Below are 21441 nucleotides of genomic sequence, written 5' to 3' on the forward strand. Positions count from 1 at the left end.
TTTACCTACTTACGATATTTAAAAAATCTATCTGGATCATCTAAAATCTGTCCAGCTCCTAGAATTGCATCTGTTTGTGGGTCATCTGATGTATAGGATGTTAAATGTAATTTATTTTCTATATATTCACGCAGACCTCTTACCTGGCTAAGACCACCACTTAGTGCAAATCCATCTTTTTTGATATCTGCTGTAAGTTCTGGTGGTATTTTTTCTAGTACTTCATAGATCATATTTACAATTTCATCTGCATATGGCATGATGCACTCTACTAGATCCTTACTTTTAATATCCACTGACTTTGGAGCAGCTGATACTAAATCTCTACCATCAACATTCATAGAATTTTCTGCATCTTTTACTCTAAGACTGAGCAAATTGTTTTTTATTTCTTCTGCTGTTGCCTCTCCAATATCCATTTGTCTTTTTTCTCTAAATAAATCTATAATTGCATCATCTATGTAGTCTCCACCCTTATTGATGGTTTTGCTTGTTACAATACCATTTAGAGAAATAACACTTATCTCACTTGTCCCAGCACCTAGACTTAATAATAAAATACCCCTAGGATCTTCTGGAGTAAGCCCCATACCAAAGGCTGCTGCAAGTGATTGTTCAACTAAAATAATATCACGGCTGCCAGCATGTAAAGCTGCATCTTCTATAGCACGTGATTCTATATCTGTAATCCCACTTGGAACGCAAATTACTACTTTTGGTTGGATAATGGCAGTACCTGGATTTACCTCAGCAAAAAAATGTTTTAGCATAGCTTCTGTAAGGTTAAAATCTGTTATCACTCCATTTTCAATTGGTTTAACAACATGAATATTTGATGGGGTTTTGCCAATCATATCCTTTGCTTCCTTGCCAATAGCTAAGACCTTAGTATTATTTTGGTCTAGGACTATCATAGAAGGTTCGTTTATGATTACACCCTCATTTTTTTTATAAACTAAAATATTGCTAGTGCCAAGGTCTATGGCAAAGTCTGTAGCAACCATTTTTAAACTCATTTGTAGTACTCCTATAATAAATTTTCTTTCTTAAAACTATAATAACCATCCTTACCGATTATTATATGGTCTAAGACTTCTATATCTAAGATATCTCCTGCTTCTACAAGTCTTTGGGTAGTTTTAAAGTCATCATTTGATGGAGAAAAATCTCCACTAGGATGATTGTGGGCAAAGATAATAGATTTTGCCGATTTTTTAATTGCAGGTTTAAAGGCTTCTCTTGGATGAACTAAGGATGCATCTAGAATGCCTACACTTATTACTTCTTTAGATATTATAACATTTTTAGTGTCTAAAAGGATAGCGTAAAAGCATTCGTTTTTCATATCAGCTAGCTCATTTTTTAGATAATTATAGATATCCTCACTAGAAGAAATTTTTCTTATTTTTTTCTCCATAGTTTTTTGAGCAATTCTTTGCCCAAAGCGAAGTGAAGCAACAATAGAGCTTGCCTTAGCAGATTTGATGCCCTTTATTTTTGTAAGCTCACTTACCTCTATATCGGATAAACTCTCATAAGAAAAAGTCTGTAAAATTTCTCTTGATAATTCTACCACATTTTTTTCTCTAGTTCCTGTGCCTATTATGATAGCAAGAAGCTCCTCATCACTTAAACTATCAGCACCCTTACTTATTAGTTTTTCACGTGGTCTATCTTCTTGATCAAACTCTTTTATTGACTTTCTCATCTTTCATATCCCTAATACCAATTTTTTCCATGTGACTTGCTACATAATTTACACCTAGACCAACAAAAAAGCTTGTAAATACTCCCATAATTACTAGGGCTGGAAAATAAATAAGCATTTTTATATTGCTCATAAATACTGCAGCTACTAGTATTTGACCTAGGTTATGAAAAAATGCACCTATTTCACTAATACCAATAAATGAAGTAAATCTATTTAAAAGTTTAAGTGATGCTGCCATACCTATAGATGCTAAAACAGCTCCTGCAAAGGAGTAGAAAAATGCTGTAACTGATCCTGTTATAAGCATAAGTAAAAACGATTTTAAAACTCCAACTAAAAGGGCTGATTTAAAACCATAAAAATATAGACTTAGTAAAATTATCATATTAGAAAAACCAAGCTTGGCTCCGGGTATGGGAACAGGAAGGGGAATCATATGTTCTATCAAAGAAATAGCCAGTGCCATAGAAGTTAAAAGTGCAATACTTGTTACTTTTTTTAAATCTTTCATCTATTACCTACTTATCCTATCTATGCCATCATCGTTTGATTGGTCAGTATCAATTACTTCTAGAAAAACTCTATTTGGTAAGCAAATTATAGTCTCTCCATTAATACTTATCGGTGGCATATGAGTACAAATCTGATCTCTACAATTTGCCTCTTCCATATAAGCTTTACCATCTTTTATGACTACCTTATTGTAGTGAACCCCATCATCTATTTCTATTACTTTGTCTTCATTTAAGGAAAATTCCCCATACAATTCAGAATTATGTTCAATTCTTACTATTTTCCCACTTGTTTTTGGGCTATTATTTGAAATCCCAAAGGCCATTACTATACTTAAAAGTAATAGACTCAGGGAAATAATTATATCACCTTTTTTAATTTTCATAAAAAATACCTCATTATATGAGTTTACGTTTAATAGTTTTTCTTGTCAATTTAGGGCAAAATATGAGTTTATAAAAAAAATAAACCGGCAAAACCGGTTTATCTTTATACTATTAATTAAAAACTTCTATACATTTGTTTGGACATTTATCTGCAGCTTGTTGCAATAATTCTACATCAAGGCTTGGATCAATGTTTTCAACTGATAGGTTTTTCTTCATTTCGAAGCCTTCTGGATAAGTTTTTGCACAAAGTGTACATGCTATACATGCCTTATCACATTTTTTACGTGCATCCTTACCCTTTTCTTGGTTAGAACACAAAACTACAGCCTTTTGTGCGTATGGTACTAAAGTTATGATATCTTTTGGACAAGCTTCTACACATTTTCCGCAAGCAACACACTTATCACGGTCTAATTTAGCTACTCCATTATGTACGTGGATAGCATCGAATGGACAAGTTTTTTCACATGTACCGCATCCAATACAACCATAGTTACATTCTTTTTTACCACCAAATAGTGCAATTTGTGCCCTACAATCATCAAGGCCTGAGTACTCAAATAAGTCTTTGGCACTATCACAATCTCCATTACACTTTACAACAGCTACTTGCCTACTATCATTAGAAACAGCTTCTACCCCCATAGCTTCTGCTACAGCTTCGGTTACTGTTGGTCCACCGATAACACAAGCACTTACTGGTGCTTCTCCTTTAGCAATTGCTGCTGCACAACCATCACAACCTGGATAACCACAGGCACCACAATTGGCACCTGGTAGAGCGTTTCTAACTGCTTCTTCTGTAACTGATGTTTCTACCTTAAATTTTGAACTTATAAGTCCTAGAGCTACAGCAAATAAAAAACCTAATGCCCCCAGAACTACAATTGGTAATAATATTTCATTCATAAATGACTCCTATAATCCTGCAAAGCCCATAAATGTGATTGACATAAGTCCCAGGATAATAAGACTCATTGACGCACCCTTAAAGGCTTCTGGAGTATCATTTTCTGCAATTCTTTCTCTTATGTATGATAGGATCATCATAACTAGCATAAATCCTAATGATGCTGCTAGAGCATAAACTATTGTTTGAAGCAAATCATATTGGTTTCCAATTGTTTTTATAGCTACACCTAGTACTACACAGTTAGTTGTAATAAGTGGTAAGAATACCCCCAAAGCTCCATATAAGCTAGGCATATTTTTTTTCATTACAGTTTCAACTGATTGTACTAAAGATGCTATAACCAAGATAAATACTACAGTTTGTAGGTACTCAATATTTAATGGTTCCAATAGGTAATATTGTATAAACCATGTAACTATAGAAGATATAGTAATTACAAAAATAACTGCAAAGCTCATACCACGAGCAGTCTCTGGTTTACTAGTTACACCTAATACAGGACATATTCCTAGGAATTGTCCTAAGACGTAGTTTGATACAAAAATTGCACCAATAATTATTGAAATTAAATCTGTCATATGTCCCTCCCTATTTAGCTAAAGCAGCTTTTCTTTCTTTTTTGTTAGTATAAGCTGCATATGCTGCAAATAATAAACCTAAAACTATAAATGATGATGCTGGTTGTTGTAAGAACCCAATAGTGTATTCTGCTGGAATAATAGTTTTTCCAAATACTGTTCCTGCTCCAAATAATTCTCTTACAAAAGCTAAAACTGAGATAGCAAGAGTATAACCAAGTCCTTGACTAAGTCCATCCACAATTGATGCAATAGGACCATTTTTTGAAGCAAATCCTTCTGCACGAGCAAGGATTACACAGTTTACTACGATTAGTGGGATAAATATACCTAAAGATTTATATAAAGAAGGTACATACGCCCTAAGTACTAACTGAACTATAGTTACAAATCCTGCAATAATTACGATAAAAGCTGGGATTCTAATTTCATCTTTTATAAAATTTCTAAGTAAGGATACTACTAGGTTACTCATCACTATTACAAATATAACTGATAATCCCATACCAATGGCATTTTTCATAGTTGATGAAACCCCTAGTACCGAACACATCCCAACTAATTGTACAAAGACTGGATTATTTTTAAATATACCATCGGAAAATACCTTACCTAGGCTTACTTTTTGTTTTCTTTTACTATCTACTTTTGCATCTTCATCCACAAAAGGTCTATCTAATTGTTGTTCCATAAATAACTCCTAATTTAGATTAGCTAGAACTTTTCTAGCATCATTTATACCATTTACAATAGTTTGAGTTGAATATGTTGCTCCAGAAATACCTACTATTTCATTTTCGCCACCAGCTTCTGAATAGCCAACTTCATTATCCATATTTACTCCAACCATTCCTTTTTTAAAGAAATCTTGTTCCATTTCAGCACCAAATCCTGGTGACTCTAAGTGATCTAATGGAGCAAATCCTGTTATGTTATGGTCTGGATCAACACCAATTAGGTATTCGATGTCCCCACCATAACCACCTGGAGAATTGATTTGGAATACATACCCTTCTCCATCACTTGTAATTGCTTTATAAACATTTTCTATTGTTTCTGGTTTGTCTACATCTATTTCTTCATAAGAATCTGCAGGATATACTACAGATAAGGATTCTTTTAATTCTCGCGCTTGATTTTCTGCAACTACTGGAGCTGTTAGACTATTTGTAAAAGCAAGAGCTAGGGCTACTACTGCTGTTATGGCAAATAATCTTAAACCTAACTTAAAATTATTCATTTGCTACTCCTTTTTGTTTGCTATAATCTACACCAAATACTTTTGGTCTAGTATATTTTTCTATAATTGGTACAACTAGATTTGCAAGTAAGATAGAATAACTTACCCCTTCTGGATATCCACCAAAAGCTCTAATGATAGCTGTTAGTAATCCTGCAAGTACTGCATAAACTACTTGTCCTTTTGGGGTTACAGGGCTAGTTGTATAATCTGTTAGCATGAAAAATGCTCCTAAAAGCATACCACCGGATAGTATATACTTTAATATGTCATCAAATCCTTGGAATAATCCACCTAAAACTGTTGCTGTTACTATGTATATAAGAGGCATTTTGATATTTACTACTCTTCTTGCTAGTAAGTAAATAAAACCAATTATTAAGGCTAGAGCTGAAACTTCTCCTAAAGAACCTGGGATATTTCCTAAAAATAAATCCATTAAAGAATATGTCCTAGGTTCTACAAGTGGTGTTGCAGCTGATAAGGCTGAGACTGTGCTAACTGATTTTAAGGTTGCTACTCTTTGTGGTGGTACAAAGGTTGACATATTTTCTGACCAAGATGCAAGTAAGAATGCTCTTGCAGCCAAGGCTGGGTTTACTATATTTTGTCCAAGTCCACCAAAAGCCATCTTTACAACTACTATTGCAAATATTGCCCCTATAACTAATTGCCATACTGGTAAAGTAAATGGTACGTTAAAGGCTAGTAATATACCTGTAACTACTGCTGAGAGATCTTTTATAGTTTGCTTTCTTTTTGTAGCTTTATTAAATAAAAATTCTGATAATACACAAGCGATTACTGATGCTAGTATTAAGATTAAAGCCCTGTAGCCAAAGTAATATACTGCTGCAATACCTGCTGGTACTAGAGCAATAATAACATCTCTCATCTCGCTTTGAACGGTTTTATTGCTTCTCACATGAGGAGAAGATGTGATTAATAATTTTTCTCTATTTTCCATTTATCTACTCCTACTTACCTTTTCCTGCTTGTCTTATTTGCCTTTTACCAAATCTAATAGCCTCTACTAGTGGTCTTTTTGATGGGCAAATGTATGAACAAGACCCACACTCGATACAATCCATAATTCTATAATCTTCTGCTTGGTCAAATTTCTCATTTAACGCAAATTTATGGATATATAAAGGCATAAGATTTACTGGACAAACATCCACACATCTTGCACATCTGATACATGGTTCAATTTCTGCTGGTATAGCTTCTTCTTTTGTTTGTACTAGGATACAGTTAGTAGCTTTTTCTACAGGATTACCAGAATTTGGTTGAGCAATACCCATCATAGGTCCACCACTTATAAGTTTTCCTATTTCTCCGTTAAGACCACCTACAGCATCAATTGCATATTCAAAAGAAGTTCCTACTTTTACAACCACATTTTGTGGATTTTTTACATTATGACCTGTAACAGTCATCACTCTTTCATAAAGAGGCTTGTCATAGTAGATTGCTTCATAAACTGCATTTACAGTTGAAACATTGGATACTATTACTCCCGCATCCATTGGCAGACCACCAGATGGCACAACCCTATTTAATGTTGCATCAATTAATCTTTTTTCATCCCCTTGTGGATATTTTGTAGCAAGTTTAACTACTTTTAGATTAGGTTTGTTTGTAGCATTATTTGCATAAGTTTCTAGATATGAAGAGATTGCTTCAAAAGCTTTTGGCTTGTTATCTTCTATTGCGATAATTCCTTCTTTGGCTCCTGATGCTACTACTAAGATCTCTAGACCCTTTACAATATTTTCTGGTCTATTTTTTAATATAAAATCATCACATGTTACATAAGGCTCACATTCTGCCCCATTTACAATAACTGTATCGATTTCCTTTGCAGGTGTGTATTTGATGTGAGTTGGGAATGCAGCTCCCCCCATACCAACTATGCCTGCCTCTTTTATCTTCGCTACGATTTCTTCTTTATTTAAGCTTACGTTTTCATTTAATATGTACTCTTTTTCTTGATCGTAGCCTTCTGTGTCTATAACAACTGCTTGAGAATTTTTACCAGATGCTGTTTGAATATCTATTATGTCTTTAACAACCCCATTTACTGATGAATGGATATTTGCTGAAAAGTTACCAACAGCTTGGCCGATTAAATCTCCAATATGTACTTCATCTTTTTTGTTTACAAGACATTTACTTGGTGCACCGATATGTTGAGTTAGTGGGATTACTACCTCTTGTGGTGTAGGAAGGTTGAGTAATTCACTGTTTTCAGAAAGTTCTTTAAACTCTTCAATGTGGACACCCTTTTTAAATGTCAAAGCATTTCCTGCCATATACATCTCCTTAATATTTTTTATGTTCTTTTTTATTATAAATGAAATTTAGACATTCATCAACAACTAAGCTATATTAAAAAATAGCTCGTTGATGAATGTCATAAAATTATTATAGCTTAATTGTCCTAAATCAGATAACTCAGTATTTGTAGGTAGTCCATCCTTATAAAAAGTTTTGTAAACATCATAGGTTGATTCTACCTTTGTCACATATTGTCTTGTTTCTTCAAAAGGTATTTTTGATATGTCCGGATTTTCTTTATCAAGAATGCCTTCCTTAATCCATTTATCGACATTTCCTACACCACCGTTATAGGCTGCTAGGGCTAATTTTTGGTTGTTATAATATTTTATTAAATAATTATAATAGCCTACCCCTAGTTTTAGGTTGTAATCAATATCATTTAATTTTTCTGGATAATACTCCATGCCAATTACTTCTGCTGAGTGTCTGGCTGTATCATCAAGAAGCTGCATTAACCCTTGAGCTCCTTGGTGGCTTTGGGCATCATTATCAAAGTCTGACTCAACTTTTACAATAGATGCTGTTAAAAGCGGATCTATATTAAAATTTTCTGAAGTTTCAGTGATCTGATCTTGGTAATTTATTTTCGTTCTTGAAGTCTGGTAGGCAATTATACCATAGGATAATACTATTGCTAAAAGTATAGCAAGGAGAATATATCCTATAACTTTTCCTATAAATTTTAAAACTTTCATAATAAATCCTTTTGTTTTAAAACAATTTCTAATTCTTTTCTTAGATTTTCTATACTTGTACTATTGTCAAAGACTACATTACTATTTTCTTTCATAGTAAGCAGTTGGTCTTGACTTTCTATCTTTGCTTTTGCATAGTCGATATCAATATTATCGCGCATCATTAGCCTTTGTAGCTGGGTTTCATAATTAGCTACTACCAGCCAAACCTCATTTGCAGCAAACTTTTCTTCCATTTGAAAGAAAAGTGGAATTTCGATAAAAACTACACTTTCATCTAGTTTTGCAATTTGATTTTCTATCTCATCCAGGATATTCCTATGAGTTAGCTGGTTTAATTTTTTTAATTTTTGAGAATCACTAAAGATTATTTGAGCTAGGGCCTTTTTATCTAGGCTTTCATTATTAAAAGCTTCATCAAATTCACCTGAATTTTTAATTGCTTCAAAATTTTTTGACCCAGGTTCTAATAAAGCTCTATTTGCCTCATCTGCGGAAATAACCTTATATCCCATTTCTTCTAAAAGTTTACAAAGGGTTGATTTTCCCGATGCAATTGTCCCTGTAATTACAATTTTACTTGGACTCATACATGCTTTCTCCAGTATCAATTTCAACTAATAATGGTACTTGAAGTTTAGCTGCTGACTCCATAGAATCTCTTAAAATTTCCATGGCCTTATCCTTATCTTCTATAGATGATTCAAGGATAATCTCATCGTGGATTTGTAGGATTATTTTTGCATCAAGGCCAGCATTCTTTAGATTTTCTTCAGTCTTTATCATAGCGATTTTTATAATATCTGCTGCTGTTCCTTGAATTGGTGTATTTAGAGCAACTCTTTCACCAAAGCTTCTTACATTAAAGTTTTTTGAAGTAATTTCTGGTATATATCTCCTACGGTTAAATAAGGTATCGGTGTAGCCAAGCTCTCTTGCTTCTTTTATGATATTATCCATATATTTTTTTACATTTGGATAACCTTCAAAGAATCCTTCTATATATTCTTTGGCTACAGGTCTAGGAATATTTAAGTTTTGAGATAAACCATAATCACTTATCCCATAAATTATACCAAAATTAACTGCCTTAGCATTATATCTTTCTACTTTTGTGACCTCATCTAGGGGTCTATCAAATACTTCCGAAGCTGTTTTTGTATGGATATCAACACCATTTATAAAGGCATCTATCATATTTTGATCATTTGTTAATGAAGCAAGGATTCTAAGTTCGATTTGAGAATAATCCGCATCTATTAAAATTTTGCCCTCACCTGCCTTAAAGGCTTTTCTAATTTTTCTGCCTTCTTCTGTCCTAATTGGTAGATTTTGTAGGTTTGGCTCTGTTGATGAAAGTCTTCCAGTTGATGCTATACTTTGCTTAAATGTTGATCTGATTCTGCCATCTTCATCTATAGAATTTTCTAGCCCCTCTATATAAGTAGAACGAAGTTTGTACATTTCCCTATATTGTTCGATTTTTGGGATTATTTGATGTTCATCACGTAGTTTTTCTAAAACTGACGCATCAGTGGAAAAACCTGTCTTTGTTTTTTTGATAACTGGTAAATCTAAGTCCTTAAATAATACTTCTCCTAGTTGTTTTGGAGAATTGATATTAAATTCTGATCCTGCAAACTCATAGATTTCTGTAGTAAGGTCTTCTAAAACATCATCAATTTCAGCCTTTAGTTTTTCCAAAACATTAATGTCAGTTACAAAACCACTTATTTCCATATTAGCTAAAACTTTTGAAAGCTTTATTTCTATATCTTTATATAAATCATACATTTCTAAGTCTTTAAGTTCTGCTACTAATTTTTCCTTAGAATTTTCTATGGTATAAAGAATAGAGGCAAAATAAGGATTTAACTCGTCTTGGTCAACTTCTTCATATTTTTTAGTTTTTTTACCTTTGCCAATTAAATCTGCTTCACTAATCACTTCAAAATTTGAGTAAGTTTGGCTTAATGTTTTTACATCATAAGATGATCTAGATGGATCTATTAGATAATGCATCAACATCAAATCATCATAAGGCAAGGCTAAATCTATACCTAATTTATCAAGTAAAACCACATCTTCTTTAATATCAAAAGAATTTTTTATAATCTCTTTATCAGCAAATATTTCTTTAAAACTAGCTATAAAGTTTTCATCTGGTTTTACGATATAAGTATCTGTATCAGTTGTTTTTATAGCCAATTTATAAATTTTAGAATGGATATAGTTTTCTCCATCATAAAATGATTTAAAGGTAAATTCTTTATTTTTCTTTATAGAATTTATCAAATCATCATAACTATTAGCTTCCACAAAATCAAAGTCCATATCTATATCGGTATCTGCTACATCACCCTCTATTTTTTCTAGAAATTTATTAAAGTTATACTTAGAAAATTTTTCTTTAAGGGCTGGATAGTCTGGCTCGGTAAGTTTTAAATCATCTAACTCTATATCAACTGGGGCATTTTTAACGATTGTCCCAATTTTTTTACTCATATATGCAATAGCTTCACTATCGATTAAAGTTTGCTTGGTTTTTTTACCAGAGACTTCATCTATATGCTCATATAGACCCTCAATTGAACCATATTGTTGGATAAAGCCAATAGCTTTTTTAGGCCCAATTCCATCTACACCTGGGATATTATCTGATTTATCTCCTTCAAGACCCTTTACATCTATTAATTGCGCTGGGGTAAGTCCATATTCTTCCTTTATAGAATCAAGATTATACTCAACCATATCAGAAATACCTTTTTTGGTTAGGTAAACTGTAATATTTTCATCCACAAGTTGTAAATAATCACGGTCTCCAGTTATAACAACTACTTCATAGCCTGATTCTTGACCCATTTGTGCATAAGTTCCTACAATATCATCTGCTTCAAAACCATCAAGGTCAGTGTAGGCTACTTTCATAGAATCTAATATATCTTTTAAAATTCCAAACTGGTAGGAAAGCTCGCTTGGCATCTTATCACGAGTTGCCTTATAATCTTTAAATTCCTCATGGCGGAAAGTCTTACTTGACCTATCAAAGGCCACCAGTACAGAATCCGGTTTATATTTATCAAAAGCATTTTGGTACATAGTTAAAAAACCATACACACCGTTGGTCATGACTCCATCGTTATTAGTAAGGTTTGGGAGGGCAAAAAACGCCCTAAAAATTAAACTAGAACCATCAATTAGCATAAGTGTTTTACTCATTTGTCACTCCTTAGTTATAGTATAACGTAAAATGGGGATATTTGAAAGAAACAGATGAAAAAAGCTTATGGTCTTTAAGAGGATAGAAAATTTAGAAAAATAAAGAAAAACTCGCATTCTAAATGACTACGAGTTTTTTATATATTAATTTTATACACTTTTAAACCTAATCTATTTTGGTCTTGCCATAACTTCTAGACTATAGATCACAAGAATATATCTAAGATGAACTGAAAAAATATCATCAAGCACGGTTGGTAACTGATTGGTTACAAGCAAAAAAGAAACCGTTGATAGTTCAACGGTTAAAGTTAGCTTTTGGTGCCGGTGGAGGGGATCGAACCCACACGCCCTAATGGACAACAGAGTTTGAGTCTGTCTTGTCTGCCAGTTCCAACACACCGGCTTAATGGTTACCCATTAATTATAGCACAGTTGGTTAATTTTGCAAATATTTGACTGGCAGCATTTTCCTTAAGTTTTTATTAAAATATATCTTTATTGCAAGGATACCAAGAAAAAAACCTATGATAGATCCTGCTAGGACATCTGTTGGGAAATGGACATATAAATAGAGTCTACTAAAAGCTATTAAAAAAGATAAGACCCCTGTAAATATTTTTAATGATTTTGATTTTGTCATAAATAAAATTATGGCAAAAAATGTAAAGGCATAGGAGCTATGGCCTGATGGAAAAGACCCGTCTTTTAAAGGTGGGATGAGCAAATTAAAATTGCCCACTACTTCAAAGGGTCTTGATCTATCAAAAATATTTTTTAATAATAGATTTACTATTATGATATTTAAAATAAAACCTATTATCATCACCTTGCCCACTCTTTTGTACTCCTTAGTAGATAAAAAGATAATGATAAAGGCTAGCCATAGGATAGAAAAATTACCCAAGCTTGTTATATCTACCATTGCTCTATCTAAGATTGGTGTTGATATGTTTTGAATGGCATCTAAAATCCCTAATTCAAAGCTAGTCCACAGACTCATTAATAATTTACCTTGCTAGTTATAGTTGCTGTGGTCGCATCATAAGCTTTTTGTATCCTATCCCTTTGATTTTGATCGACCTCATCATAGTATTTTCCACCTTCTAAGAAGTCTTCTGCAATATAAGTTCTTACACTGCGTCCATAATCATTATAGGTCATGCCAACCCAAAGTGGATAAGCCTCAAATTTATCTATAGATGTTGAACCATCAGCAAAATTTTTGCTAAGTTCAAATTTATAAGACACAGATTGCTCAGTTCTGATATCATTTACAGTTTCTAGATTTTGTATACTAATGAAATTTCCACAAGCATAGGCTATAAAACCCTTTCTTCCATCTTCACTTTCATATTCTTCATATGGCTCTACAACGTGTGGGTGATTACCTATTACCAAATCCGCACCCCAGTCTACCATCTTGCGGCCTAACTCAATTTGCTTAGGATCTGCTTCAGAACGTAATTCGATACCCCAGTGAGGGTAAACTACTACAAAGTCTGCCCCTGCTTCTTTAGCATCTTCTATATCTTTTTTTATTTCATCTTCGTGTAGGTAATTTACTTGATCCACTTCCTCACGAACTTGAAATAAGTCTTCTATGCCATTGCAACCATAGGTATATGATAAAAATGCAATATTTATATCATTTACTTTTTTTATTATAAATCTACTATCATCACCCTCAGCACGTGTACCTACATGGTCTAAACCTGCATCTTCAATTGCAGCAATAGTTGTATCTATTCCCTCAAGGTCTGTATCTAAAGAGTGGTTGTTGGCAGTTGTAACCACATCAAAGCCCGCCTCACTTATAGCCTCCAAATACTCTCCTGGTGCATTAAATCTAGGATGGCCTGCATAAGGCACATTTGGATTTGTAGTTGTTTCATAATTTGCAATAGCAATATCAGCATCTTTTATAAAATCAGAAACGTACATAAAAGAGTCAGAGTAGTCATAATTTCCTCCACCCTTATTGTAAGCATATTCAGTTTGACCCATATTTGCCATGAGGTCTCCACCTGCTATTAAAGTCACAGTTTCAGTTCTTTCTTCTGGCTGATCCTTATTTTCTGTATCCTCTGTTTTTTCATTTTCTTCTATGATTTCATTATTGTCTATATCATTTTCTTCACTAACAGTGACTTTTTGATCACCATTTGTCCTAATATTTTCTATTAAGTCTACTGTTCTTAAAGGCTCTTTTGCTACTTCCTCTTTTACTTCATTTGCCCCACAAGCTGTTAGGGCTGCTAGGCTTAATAGTAAAGTAAAAGTTCTTTTTATCTTTTTCAAGGTTTCCTCCTAATTTATTACTCCTTCTATTGTAACCCATAAGCTTAAAAATAAGCAAAAAAAACACCTATTACTAGGTGAATTTTTAAAGTAGATTGTTATAGGCTTCTTTTTTACCCTTACTATAAAGAATAATAAATACTGCAATAGCTAATATTAAAATCAATATAGAATTAAAATATTTATTTGAATTATCTGGTATAAGACTTGCTTGGGTGTGGATTAGATAATAAATAAATGGTACGAGTATGATTAGTAGGATAGATATAATTGCATCTTTCCTGAAGTTTTTCCTACTAGATTTTTGTTCTAAATCTATAAATTCTACTGCTGCTACTGTGTACTTGCTAAGTTGCTTTTCTTTTAACTTGTTTCTTGCTATATTACTAGCAACTGCCATTACAAGGCCTACAAGAACAATTATAATAGAAGGTAGTATCCTATTTTCTACTTTTGGATCGGATATAAGTAGGTATGGTATTATAGAAACTATAATAACAAATATGCCTAGGGCAAATAATAAAGAATAAATATTATACCTACTTACATATTTTCTTACCCCATCAGTATCTTTGTAGTCTGAGTTAAAATTTTCGTTCATATTTATCTCCTTAAAGAATTTATACCCAATAAAGAGCTAAAATTTAATTATAAACTGCAATTTTCCCGTAAGGACCATTTACTATATTGATACTTGTATCAAAAATTTTGCTAAGTCTTTTACCATCCATAACTTCATCGACAGAGCCTTCACATATCAATTTCCCATTTTTCATAGCAAATATCCTATCAGAATATTGGGCAGCTATATTTATATCATGAATTACTAAAACAAATGTTTTATTTAAGGCATCACAAGCCTTTCTTAAGTGTTTCATCATAGAAATAGATCTAGCTACATCTAAGTTATTTAAAGGCTCATCTAGTAGAACATATTTTGTTTCTTGGGCTAAGACCATGGCAACATAGGCCCTTTGCCTTTGCCCACCAGATAATTCATCTAGGTATCTATCTTCTAAACCTCTTAATTCGAAAAAGTCTATATATTTATCAATAATTTTTATATCTTCTTCTGTAAGCCTTCCCTGGCTATATGGAAATCTACCAAAGCTAATAAGTTGTTTTACTGTAAGTTTGCTAATAAAATTATTTTCTTGTTTTAAAATTGAAACAGTTTTAGCCATTTTATTTGAATCTGTATCATCTATATCTAGGCCGCCTATAGAAATTTTTCCACAATCTTTTGGGAGCAATCTTCCTATCATCATAAGAAGGGTAGACTTACCGGCACCATTTGGGCCAATAATAGAATTGATCCCACCTTCTTTTATATCAAGATTAACTGGTCCTATACTTACTTCATCATTATATTTCTTCTCTACATTTGTTAGACTTATCATAATTTTTCTTCCTTAAATATTAAAATTAGGAAGGCTATTCCTCCTATAAGTTCAATTAAAACAGAAACCACTCCATTGGCATTAAATATGTGATTCATTATAAAATATGATCCAGATAAAATTACAAAAGCAAGTAATATAGCCATGATAAAGATATATTTGTGGTCATAAGTTTTTGCAATTTCATAAGTTAAAGTAGCTATTAAAAATCCATAAAAAGTCATCGGTCCTACTAAAGCAGTTGAAATACTTATTAAAATCGCTACTGCAATTAAGGATAAGAAAGTAGCTTTTTTGTGGTTTAGACCAAGATTTGTAGCAACATCCTTACCAAGACCTATTACATTTATCTTGTTAGTATTTAAAAATATAGCTGTTATAACTACAAAAATAATAGCTATAGATAGGGTGAAATATTCTGGATCTGAGTTATTTACTGATGCAAAAAGTTTTGCTTGTAATATATCAAATTCAGATGGTGAAAGAAGTCTACGCATAAAAGCAGATATAGACCTTAACCCTTGGCCTAAAATCACTCCTATTAAAAGCATAAGCTCAATATTACCATCTCTTTTATTAAATATTCCTATAAAAAGTAAAAGACATATGCCTACCATAAGGATAATTTGAAATATAAAAAACTTTTTACCGCCTATAGCCATAAAGCCACCTATGCCTAAAATATACATGATAGCAGTATTTATAGTAGAATAAATAGCCTCAAAACCTAGGATAGATGGAGTTATTATTTTATTATTTGTTACACTTTGAAAAAGAATGCTACCCACTGCTTGGCAAATAGCTGCTATGGCCATGGCAATGATTGCATTTTTCCTGCGTTTTACCACTGGTAAAAACGAAGGCGAATCAATGGCTACTGGATTGTTATATACTAAAAGGCCGTAAATAATTAACATGGAGAGTAAAGATAAAATTATTAAAGCTAGTATATAAGATTTTCTTTCCTTATCTGATCTAAAACTACTTACCATCAAAGATTTATCTTTCATATTTTAAATCTCCTTTGGTTTAAAAGAATTATAATAAATATAATCGAACCTGCACTTCCTAAAATTAGTGAAACTGGCAATTCAAAAGGAGCGATGATTATCCTAGATAAAATATCAGCAACAAGCATTACTATCATGGATACTAGACATACCCAAGGGATATTTGCCCTTAAATCATCTCCCCTATAAAGAGAAACAAGATTTGGTACAATAAGTCCTAAAAAAGGAATATTTCCTATCACTGCAGCAACTATTCCACAGGCTATGGCAATTAAAATATTGGCCCTTAAAATAATTTGATTATAATTAAGACCAAGGTTAGTTGTAATATCTTCTCCAAGTCCTGCTATAGTTAGTTTATCAGCATACCTATAAATTGCTATAGTTATAAGAATTATTACAAATAAATACTCATAACGCCTACGCTGAACTGGGGCAAAAGACCCTTGAAACCAAACTTCAATAACTTGGGTCATATTAAACTCAAGCCCTATAAAGGTAGATACTGCTGATATTACTGCTCCAAGCATAATTCCAACAATTGGAACAAATAAAGATGATTTGAGTTTTATATTTTTTAATAAATAAAAAAATACCATTGACCCTATAAAGGAGGCTATAATTGCACCAGTCATTCTTTGAAATAAGCTAGGACTTGGAATTAGTATATAAACTAAAACCAAGCCTAAGCCCGCCCATTCGATAGTACCTGTTGTGGTTGGTTCTACTAATTTATTTTGAGAAATTAATTGCATCACTATACCAGATAGGCTCATAGCAACTGCAGCCAGCATTAAAGCCAGAGTTCTAGGAATTCTAGTGATAAATATCATCTGAGGTGAATTGCCCTCTTTAAAAATATCATAAGCTCCTATAAATATAGAAGCTATGGCAAGGACAATCACAGTAACAATTGCTGCAATAAATGGTTTTGTAAATATTTTTTTCTTAGTATCTTCCATTTTATTTACTAAATAATTCTGCTAGGCCATTAAAGATTTCTGTGTAGGTTATAATTGACTCATTGGTATAGGTGTCATTTGGAGCGTAATAAATCTTATCATTTTTTATAACATCTAAATCCTTAAGAGCTTGTGATGCTTCTAAAACTTCTTTGGCTGGTTTTGCACTTTCTTCAGTGCTTATACCTGCATCCCTATCTAGAACCATTAGATAGTCTGGTTTTGATTCTGCTATTGCTTCTACAGAAATATCATCACCCTTGTGGTCTGAAGAGTCATTATTTACTTCTAAAGAAGGTTCTAGGTTTAAGATTTCGTAAATAGGACCCCATACTCTGCCGTATTTTGGAGCTGAATATCCAATTTCACCACCTGATGTTATAACTCCCATAACAGAACCACCTTTATAGGCATTTTTAGCTTTTTCTATAGATTCTTCTAAATCTGCAATTAATTCATTAGCTTTTTCTTCTTTATCAAAGATTTCTCCAAGGATAGTAGTTGAGTTTATAAAGCCTTCTAATAAATTATTGCCTGGTGATTCTGCTTCTTCTGATACATCAGTATTTAGATCGATTACAGATGCATTTGGAACAAGCTCTTTTATATCATCATAGTAATCACCAAATCTTTGACCGACAATAACTAAATCTGGATCAGCTGCTGCAATTAACTCTAAATTTGGCTCTCTATGATCACCAATATTTTCAACTTTTTCATCCTTTAAGTATGAGCTAGTTGCTGGCATTACATCTTTTGGAGCTGCTACTAAGTCTACACCCATAGCTTCTAGAACTTCGTAATTTCTACTATCTAGAGCGACTACTTTTTTAGGATTTTTTGGGACTTCTACTTCTCCATGATTGTCAGTAATAGTAACGGTATTATTAGAATCACTAGCTACATCTTTCTCTACTTCTTTATCTATCGTTTCTACTGAGCTAGTATCGCTTTCTTCAATAGATGTATTATTATCAGAAACTTCTGCTTCATTCCCACATCCTACAAGGCTTAAAGCAAGTCCTGCTGTTATTAAATATTTTGTAATTTTCATTACATCCTCCTGTAATTGATATTGATTATCGATATTGATATCCTAACATAATCATATGCTTAAGTCAATTGTTTATAAATATATAAAGTATATAGTACATAGCTATAATTATGGAAACATTTAATCCAAATTCAAAAAGAGCTGTTACAGAAGTTCTAGTATAGAAAAAGAAGAGGATATTGAGCCCTCTTTTAAGAAAATGTATATAAAATAAAATATTATTTAAAAATTTTGATATACTCTTATATCTAAACATGCATCTTTAATAAAAAAGGATGATGAGCAGAATATATTTAGCTATTCTGCAACATCACCGTTTATCTTATAATATCAAAAGTGCGGTTATAGGAGTTCACCACTTCTCCATATTATATTTCCATCAATATATTTAATACAGTAATTTTATATTAATTCTCATTAATAAATATTAACTTTAATACATTATAGCATATAGATCCTGTAAAATTTATGAGAATATGCATTATATACTCATCCAAAGTGAATGTGTTAGTAAAACTAAAAATCCTATTGCATTACCCAAAATATTAATAATCTATTTAACATTAATTTGAATACTTTCCATAGCTTGAAGGCTTGTCCTATGATTATCCTCATTTGTACCTTTGCATAGAGATCCAATTACATCTATTGGAGTATTAGGTAAGGCATTTTTGACTAGAGTAGCATTTGATAGGACACATATATCTGTACAAATTCCAACAAATATTACCTTATCAATTCCTTCTTTTTTATTTAATTCTACTAAATAATTTACCAGATCATATGAGCCAAAAGTTTCTTTATTAAAAATCTTGTGTTCCTTGGTATCAATCCTAATTTCCCAACCCTCTGTGCCTTCTTGGCAATGGATTATAGGAAGGTTTTTACCTTCGAGAGTTTGTAGATAATCTTCATGATGGGTATCACGAGTAAAGATCACTTCGCCATTAAAGCCTTCAACAAGTTCTTCTATAGGTTTTACAATCTCATCATTGCCTGGATTTCCTAGACTTCCATCTATAAAATCATTTTGTAAGTCAACTACAACTAAAACTTCCATTATCTTCCTCCTTTTAGTATATTAGTTAGACTATACCCATCGACTCTATTATGGGCAAAACTATATATAGAAATGATATAAGTATAAAAAACACATCAATTTAAGATAGAAAAAACCAGCCTAGGCTGGTTATATAATCTATTACTGAATTTTAGCTCCTGCAGGTATTCTGTTTGATACTTGAAGCACATTTAGTACTTCTTCGCCGTTTTGGTTATGAACTGCAGATAGGATCATACCTTCAGAATCAATTCCCATCATAGCTCTTGGTGGAAGGTTTACTATTGCTACTAGGTTTTTACCTATTAGTTCTTCTGGGCTGTAGTGTTTTTTTATACCTGATAGGATTGTACGCTCTTTGCCTGTTCCATCATCTAGGGTGAATTTTAGAAGCTTGTTTGATTTTGGTACTTCTTCACAAGCTAGGACTTTTACTACTCTAAAGTCTGATTTGATAAAGGTATCAAAGTCTACATCTTCATATATATCTTCGATTTCTACTCCAGTAAAATCTATTACTTCATCTATTTCTTCAACTTGTTTTTTTGGAGCTGGACTTTGACTTTCATTTCCTTCAACAGCATTTTTACCAGTTGGTTTCATTGTTGGGAATAATAATACGTCACGAATAGAGTGTTGGCCAGTAAGTAGCATGATAACTCTATCAATACCTATACCAAGTCCACCTGTTGGAGGAAGTCCTACTTCTAATGCATTTACGAAATCGTGGTCCATCATTTGTGCTTCATCATCACCTTTTTCACGTTTAGCAACTTGTGCTTCAAATCTTTCTCTTTGATCTGCCGCATCATTTAATTCTGAGAAGGCATTTGCTACTTCTTTACCATTGATAAAGGCTTCAAATCTATAGGTTAATGACTTATCATCATTTTTTCTTTTAGCTAGTGGTGAGATTTCCACTGGATAATCTATGATAAATGTTGGTTGGATAAGTTTATCTTCTACAAACTCTTCAAAGAATTCTGATATGATTTCACCACGAGTTTCTTTTACTTCAACACCTTTTTCTTTTGCAATTGCTACTGCATCTTCATAGCTTGCAATTTCGTTAAAGTCTATACCAGTTTCATTTTTTATAGCATCAATCATAGGAATTCTTGCCCATGGAGCTTTTAATTCGATTTCTTGTCCATCGTATTCGATAGTGGTTTTTCCTAGAACATTTGTAGCTACTGTTTCTATCATATGTTCTGTGATTTCCATCATATCTTCATAATCAGCATAGGCTTGGTATAATTCCATTGCGGTATACTCAGGGTTGTGAGTGGCATCCATACCTTCGTTTCTAAACATTCTGCCCATTTCATAAACTTTATCAAAACCACCTACGATTAATCTTTTTAGATAAAGTTCGTTGGCAATTCTTAGATACATATCAATATCTAGAGTATTGTGGTGAGTAATAAATGGACGAGCAGTTGCACCACCTGCGATAGTATTTAGGATTGGTGTTTCTACTTCCATAAATCCTCTACCGTCTAAGAATTTCCTAATTTCACTAATGATTTGGCTTCTTTGGTAAAATACTTCTTTTACTTCTGGGTTTACGATTAAGTCTAGATATCTTTGTCTGTATCTTAGGTCTGGGTCTTTTAGTCCGTGCCATTTTTCTGGTAATATTTGCAAAGATTTTGTTAGTAATTGAGGTGTTTGGGTTTCAATAGATATTTCACCTTGATTAGTTTTAAAAACATTACCTTCAATACCAACTATATCTCCTATATCATATTTTTTTACTTGTTTAAATTCATCACCGATAACATTTTTACGATTTACTATTTGGATAGTGCCAGACTCATCCTGGATATCCATAAAGCTCATGTTCCCATGGCCACGTTTGGCTCTGATACGTCCTGCTATTCTTACTGATTTGCCATCATAATTATCAAAATTATCTTTAATTTCACTTGCAGGTATACGATCTTTAAAATTTACAATTTCGTGTGGATCTCTGCCTTCTTGCTTAAGTTCTTCAAGTTTTTCTCTTTTTATCTTAAGCATTTCATTTAAATCTTTATTGTTATCAGTCATT

At 32.6% G+C, this 21441-nt stretch carries 22 protein-coding genes and 1 tRNA gene; all 23 read right to left on the bottom strand.

Features of this window, described 5'->3' with window-relative positions; all coding sequences use genetic code 11:
• Nucleotides 1-5: 5 nt before the first annotated feature.
• The gene (gene mreB, locus AB9Q04_RS00750; RefSeq protein ID WP_410023483.1) at nt 6-1016 is read right to left on the bottom strand and encodes a rod shape-determining protein; all 1011 of its coding nucleotides are present in this window, start codon (nt 1014-1016) and stop codon (nt 6-8) included.
• An 11-nt stretch (nt 1017-1027) separates the two neighbouring features.
• On the bottom strand, nt 1028-1708 hold the full coding sequence (gene radC, locus AB9Q04_RS00755; protein WP_410023484.1) for a RadC family protein: 681 nt from the start codon (nt 1706-1708) through the stop codon (nt 1028-1030).
• Nucleotides 1683-2222 (bottom strand): Gx transporter family protein, encoded by a 540-nt coding sequence (locus AB9Q04_RS00760; RefSeq protein ID WP_410023485.1) that lies wholly within the window; start codon nt 2220-2222, stop codon nt 1683-1685. Before AB9Q04_RS00760 ends, radC begins: the two co-directional genes overlap by 26 nt.
• Before the next feature lie 3 nt (nt 2223-2225).
• Complete coding sequence (locus AB9Q04_RS00765) at nt 2226-2609, bottom strand: NusG domain II-containing protein (RefSeq protein WP_410023486.1); 384 nt, start codon at nt 2607-2609, stop codon at nt 2226-2228.
• Between the two features lie 112 nt (nt 2610-2721).
• A complete protein-coding gene (locus tag AB9Q04_RS00770) occupies nt 2722-3522 on the bottom strand; it encodes an RnfABCDGE type electron transport complex subunit B (RefSeq protein WP_410023487.1) in 801 nt (266 codons plus the stop codon).
• 9 nt (nt 3523-3531) lie between these two features.
• Nucleotides 3532-4104, bottom strand: a complete 573-nt coding sequence (locus AB9Q04_RS00775) for an electron transport complex protein RnfA (protein WP_410023488.1) — start codon at nt 4102-4104, stop codon at nt 3532-3534.
• A 10-nt stretch (nt 4105-4114) separates the two neighbouring features.
• Nucleotides 4115-4795, bottom strand: a complete 681-nt coding sequence (rsxE, locus tag AB9Q04_RS00780) for an electron transport complex subunit RsxE (RefSeq protein WP_410023489.1) — start codon at nt 4793-4795, stop codon at nt 4115-4117.
• Nucleotides 4796-4804: 9 nt separating this feature from the next.
• A complete protein-coding gene (locus AB9Q04_RS00785; RefSeq protein WP_410023490.1) occupies nt 4805-5344 on the bottom strand; it encodes an FMN-binding protein in 540 nt (179 codons plus the stop codon).
• Nucleotides 5337-6311, bottom strand: a complete 975-nt coding sequence (locus AB9Q04_RS00790; protein ID WP_410023491.1) for an RnfABCDGE type electron transport complex subunit D — start codon at nt 6309-6311, stop codon at nt 5337-5339. Before AB9Q04_RS00790 ends, AB9Q04_RS00785 begins: the two co-directional genes overlap by 8 nt.
• 10 nt (nt 6312-6321) lie before the next feature.
• Entirely contained in the window at nt 6322-7659 is a 1338-nt protein-coding gene (gene rsxC / locus AB9Q04_RS00795; RefSeq protein ID WP_410023492.1) for an electron transport complex subunit RsxC, read from the bottom strand.
• Nucleotides 7660-7725: 66 nt separating this feature from the next.
• Nucleotides 7726-8382: a lytic transglycosylase domain-containing protein gene (locus tag AB9Q04_RS00800; RefSeq protein WP_410023493.1), complete on the bottom strand. Its 657-nt coding sequence runs from the start codon at nt 8380-8382 to the stop codon at nt 7726-7728.
• The gene (gene coaE / locus AB9Q04_RS00805; RefSeq protein WP_410023494.1) at nt 8379-8972 is read right to left on the bottom strand and encodes a dephospho-CoA kinase; all 594 of its coding nucleotides are present in this window, start codon (nt 8970-8972) and stop codon (nt 8379-8381) included. Before coaE ends, AB9Q04_RS00800 begins: the two co-directional genes overlap by 4 nt.
• Nucleotides 8959-11601: a DNA polymerase I gene (gene polA / locus AB9Q04_RS00810; protein ID WP_410023495.1), complete on the bottom strand. Its 2643-nt coding sequence runs from the start codon at nt 11599-11601 to the stop codon at nt 8959-8961. Before polA ends, coaE begins: the two co-directional genes overlap by 14 nt.
• A 319-nt stretch (nt 11602-11920) precedes the next feature.
• Nucleotides 11921-12007 (bottom strand) — tRNA-Leu (locus AB9Q04_RS00815).
• A 33-nt stretch (nt 12008-12040) separates the two neighbouring features.
• Nucleotides 12041-12604, bottom strand: coding sequence for a phosphatase PAP2 family protein (locus AB9Q04_RS00820; RefSeq protein WP_410023496.1), 564 nt, complete (start codon nt 12602-12604; stop codon nt 12041-12043).
• A complete protein-coding gene (locus AB9Q04_RS00825; RefSeq protein WP_410023497.1) occupies nt 12604-13902 on the bottom strand; it encodes a CapA family protein in 1299 nt (432 codons plus the stop codon). Before AB9Q04_RS00825 ends, AB9Q04_RS00820 begins: the two co-directional genes overlap by 1 nt.
• A gap of 85 nt (nt 13903-13987) precedes the next feature.
• Complete coding sequence (locus tag AB9Q04_RS00830; RefSeq protein ID WP_410023498.1) at nt 13988-14503, bottom strand: hypothetical protein; 516 nt, start codon at nt 14501-14503, stop codon at nt 13988-13990.
• A gap of 43 nt (nt 14504-14546) precedes the next feature.
• Nucleotides 14547-15302 (bottom strand): iron ABC transporter ATP-binding protein, encoded by a 756-nt coding sequence (locus AB9Q04_RS00835; RefSeq protein WP_410023499.1) that lies wholly within the window; start codon nt 15300-15302, stop codon nt 14547-14549.
• Nucleotides 15299-16312 carry an iron chelate uptake ABC transporter family permease subunit gene (locus AB9Q04_RS00840; protein WP_410023500.1) on the bottom strand — a complete coding sequence of 338 codons (1014 nt, stop codon included), beginning with the start codon at nt 16310-16312 and terminating at the stop codon, nt 15299-15301. The genes AB9Q04_RS00835 and AB9Q04_RS00840 overlap by 4 nt, the downstream gene beginning before the upstream one ends.
• A complete protein-coding gene (locus AB9Q04_RS00845) occupies nt 16309-17274 on the bottom strand; it encodes an ABC transporter permease (protein ID WP_410023501.1) in 966 nt (321 codons plus the stop codon). Before AB9Q04_RS00845 ends, AB9Q04_RS00840 begins: the two co-directional genes overlap by 4 nt.
• 1 nt (nt 17275) lies before the next feature.
• On the bottom strand, nt 17276-18328 hold the full coding sequence (locus AB9Q04_RS00850) for a siderophore ABC transporter substrate-binding protein (RefSeq protein ID WP_410023502.1): 1053 nt from the start codon (nt 18326-18328) through the stop codon (nt 17276-17278).
• A gap of 553 nt (nt 18329-18881) precedes the next feature.
• Nucleotides 18882-19388 (bottom strand): cysteine hydrolase family protein, encoded by a 507-nt coding sequence (locus AB9Q04_RS00855; protein WP_410023503.1) that lies wholly within the window; start codon nt 19386-19388, stop codon nt 18882-18884.
• A gap of 141 nt (nt 19389-19529) precedes the next feature.
• Nucleotides 19530-21440, bottom strand: a complete 1911-nt coding sequence (lysS, locus tag AB9Q04_RS00860; RefSeq protein ID WP_410023504.1) for a lysine--tRNA ligase — start codon at nt 21438-21440, stop codon at nt 19530-19532.
• Between the last annotated feature and the right edge of the window lies 1 nt (nt 21441).

This window comes from Anaerococcus groningensis, assembly GCF_046365465.1.
Lineage (GTDB): Bacteria > Bacillota > Clostridia > Tissierellales > Peptoniphilaceae > Anaerococcus > Anaerococcus groningensis.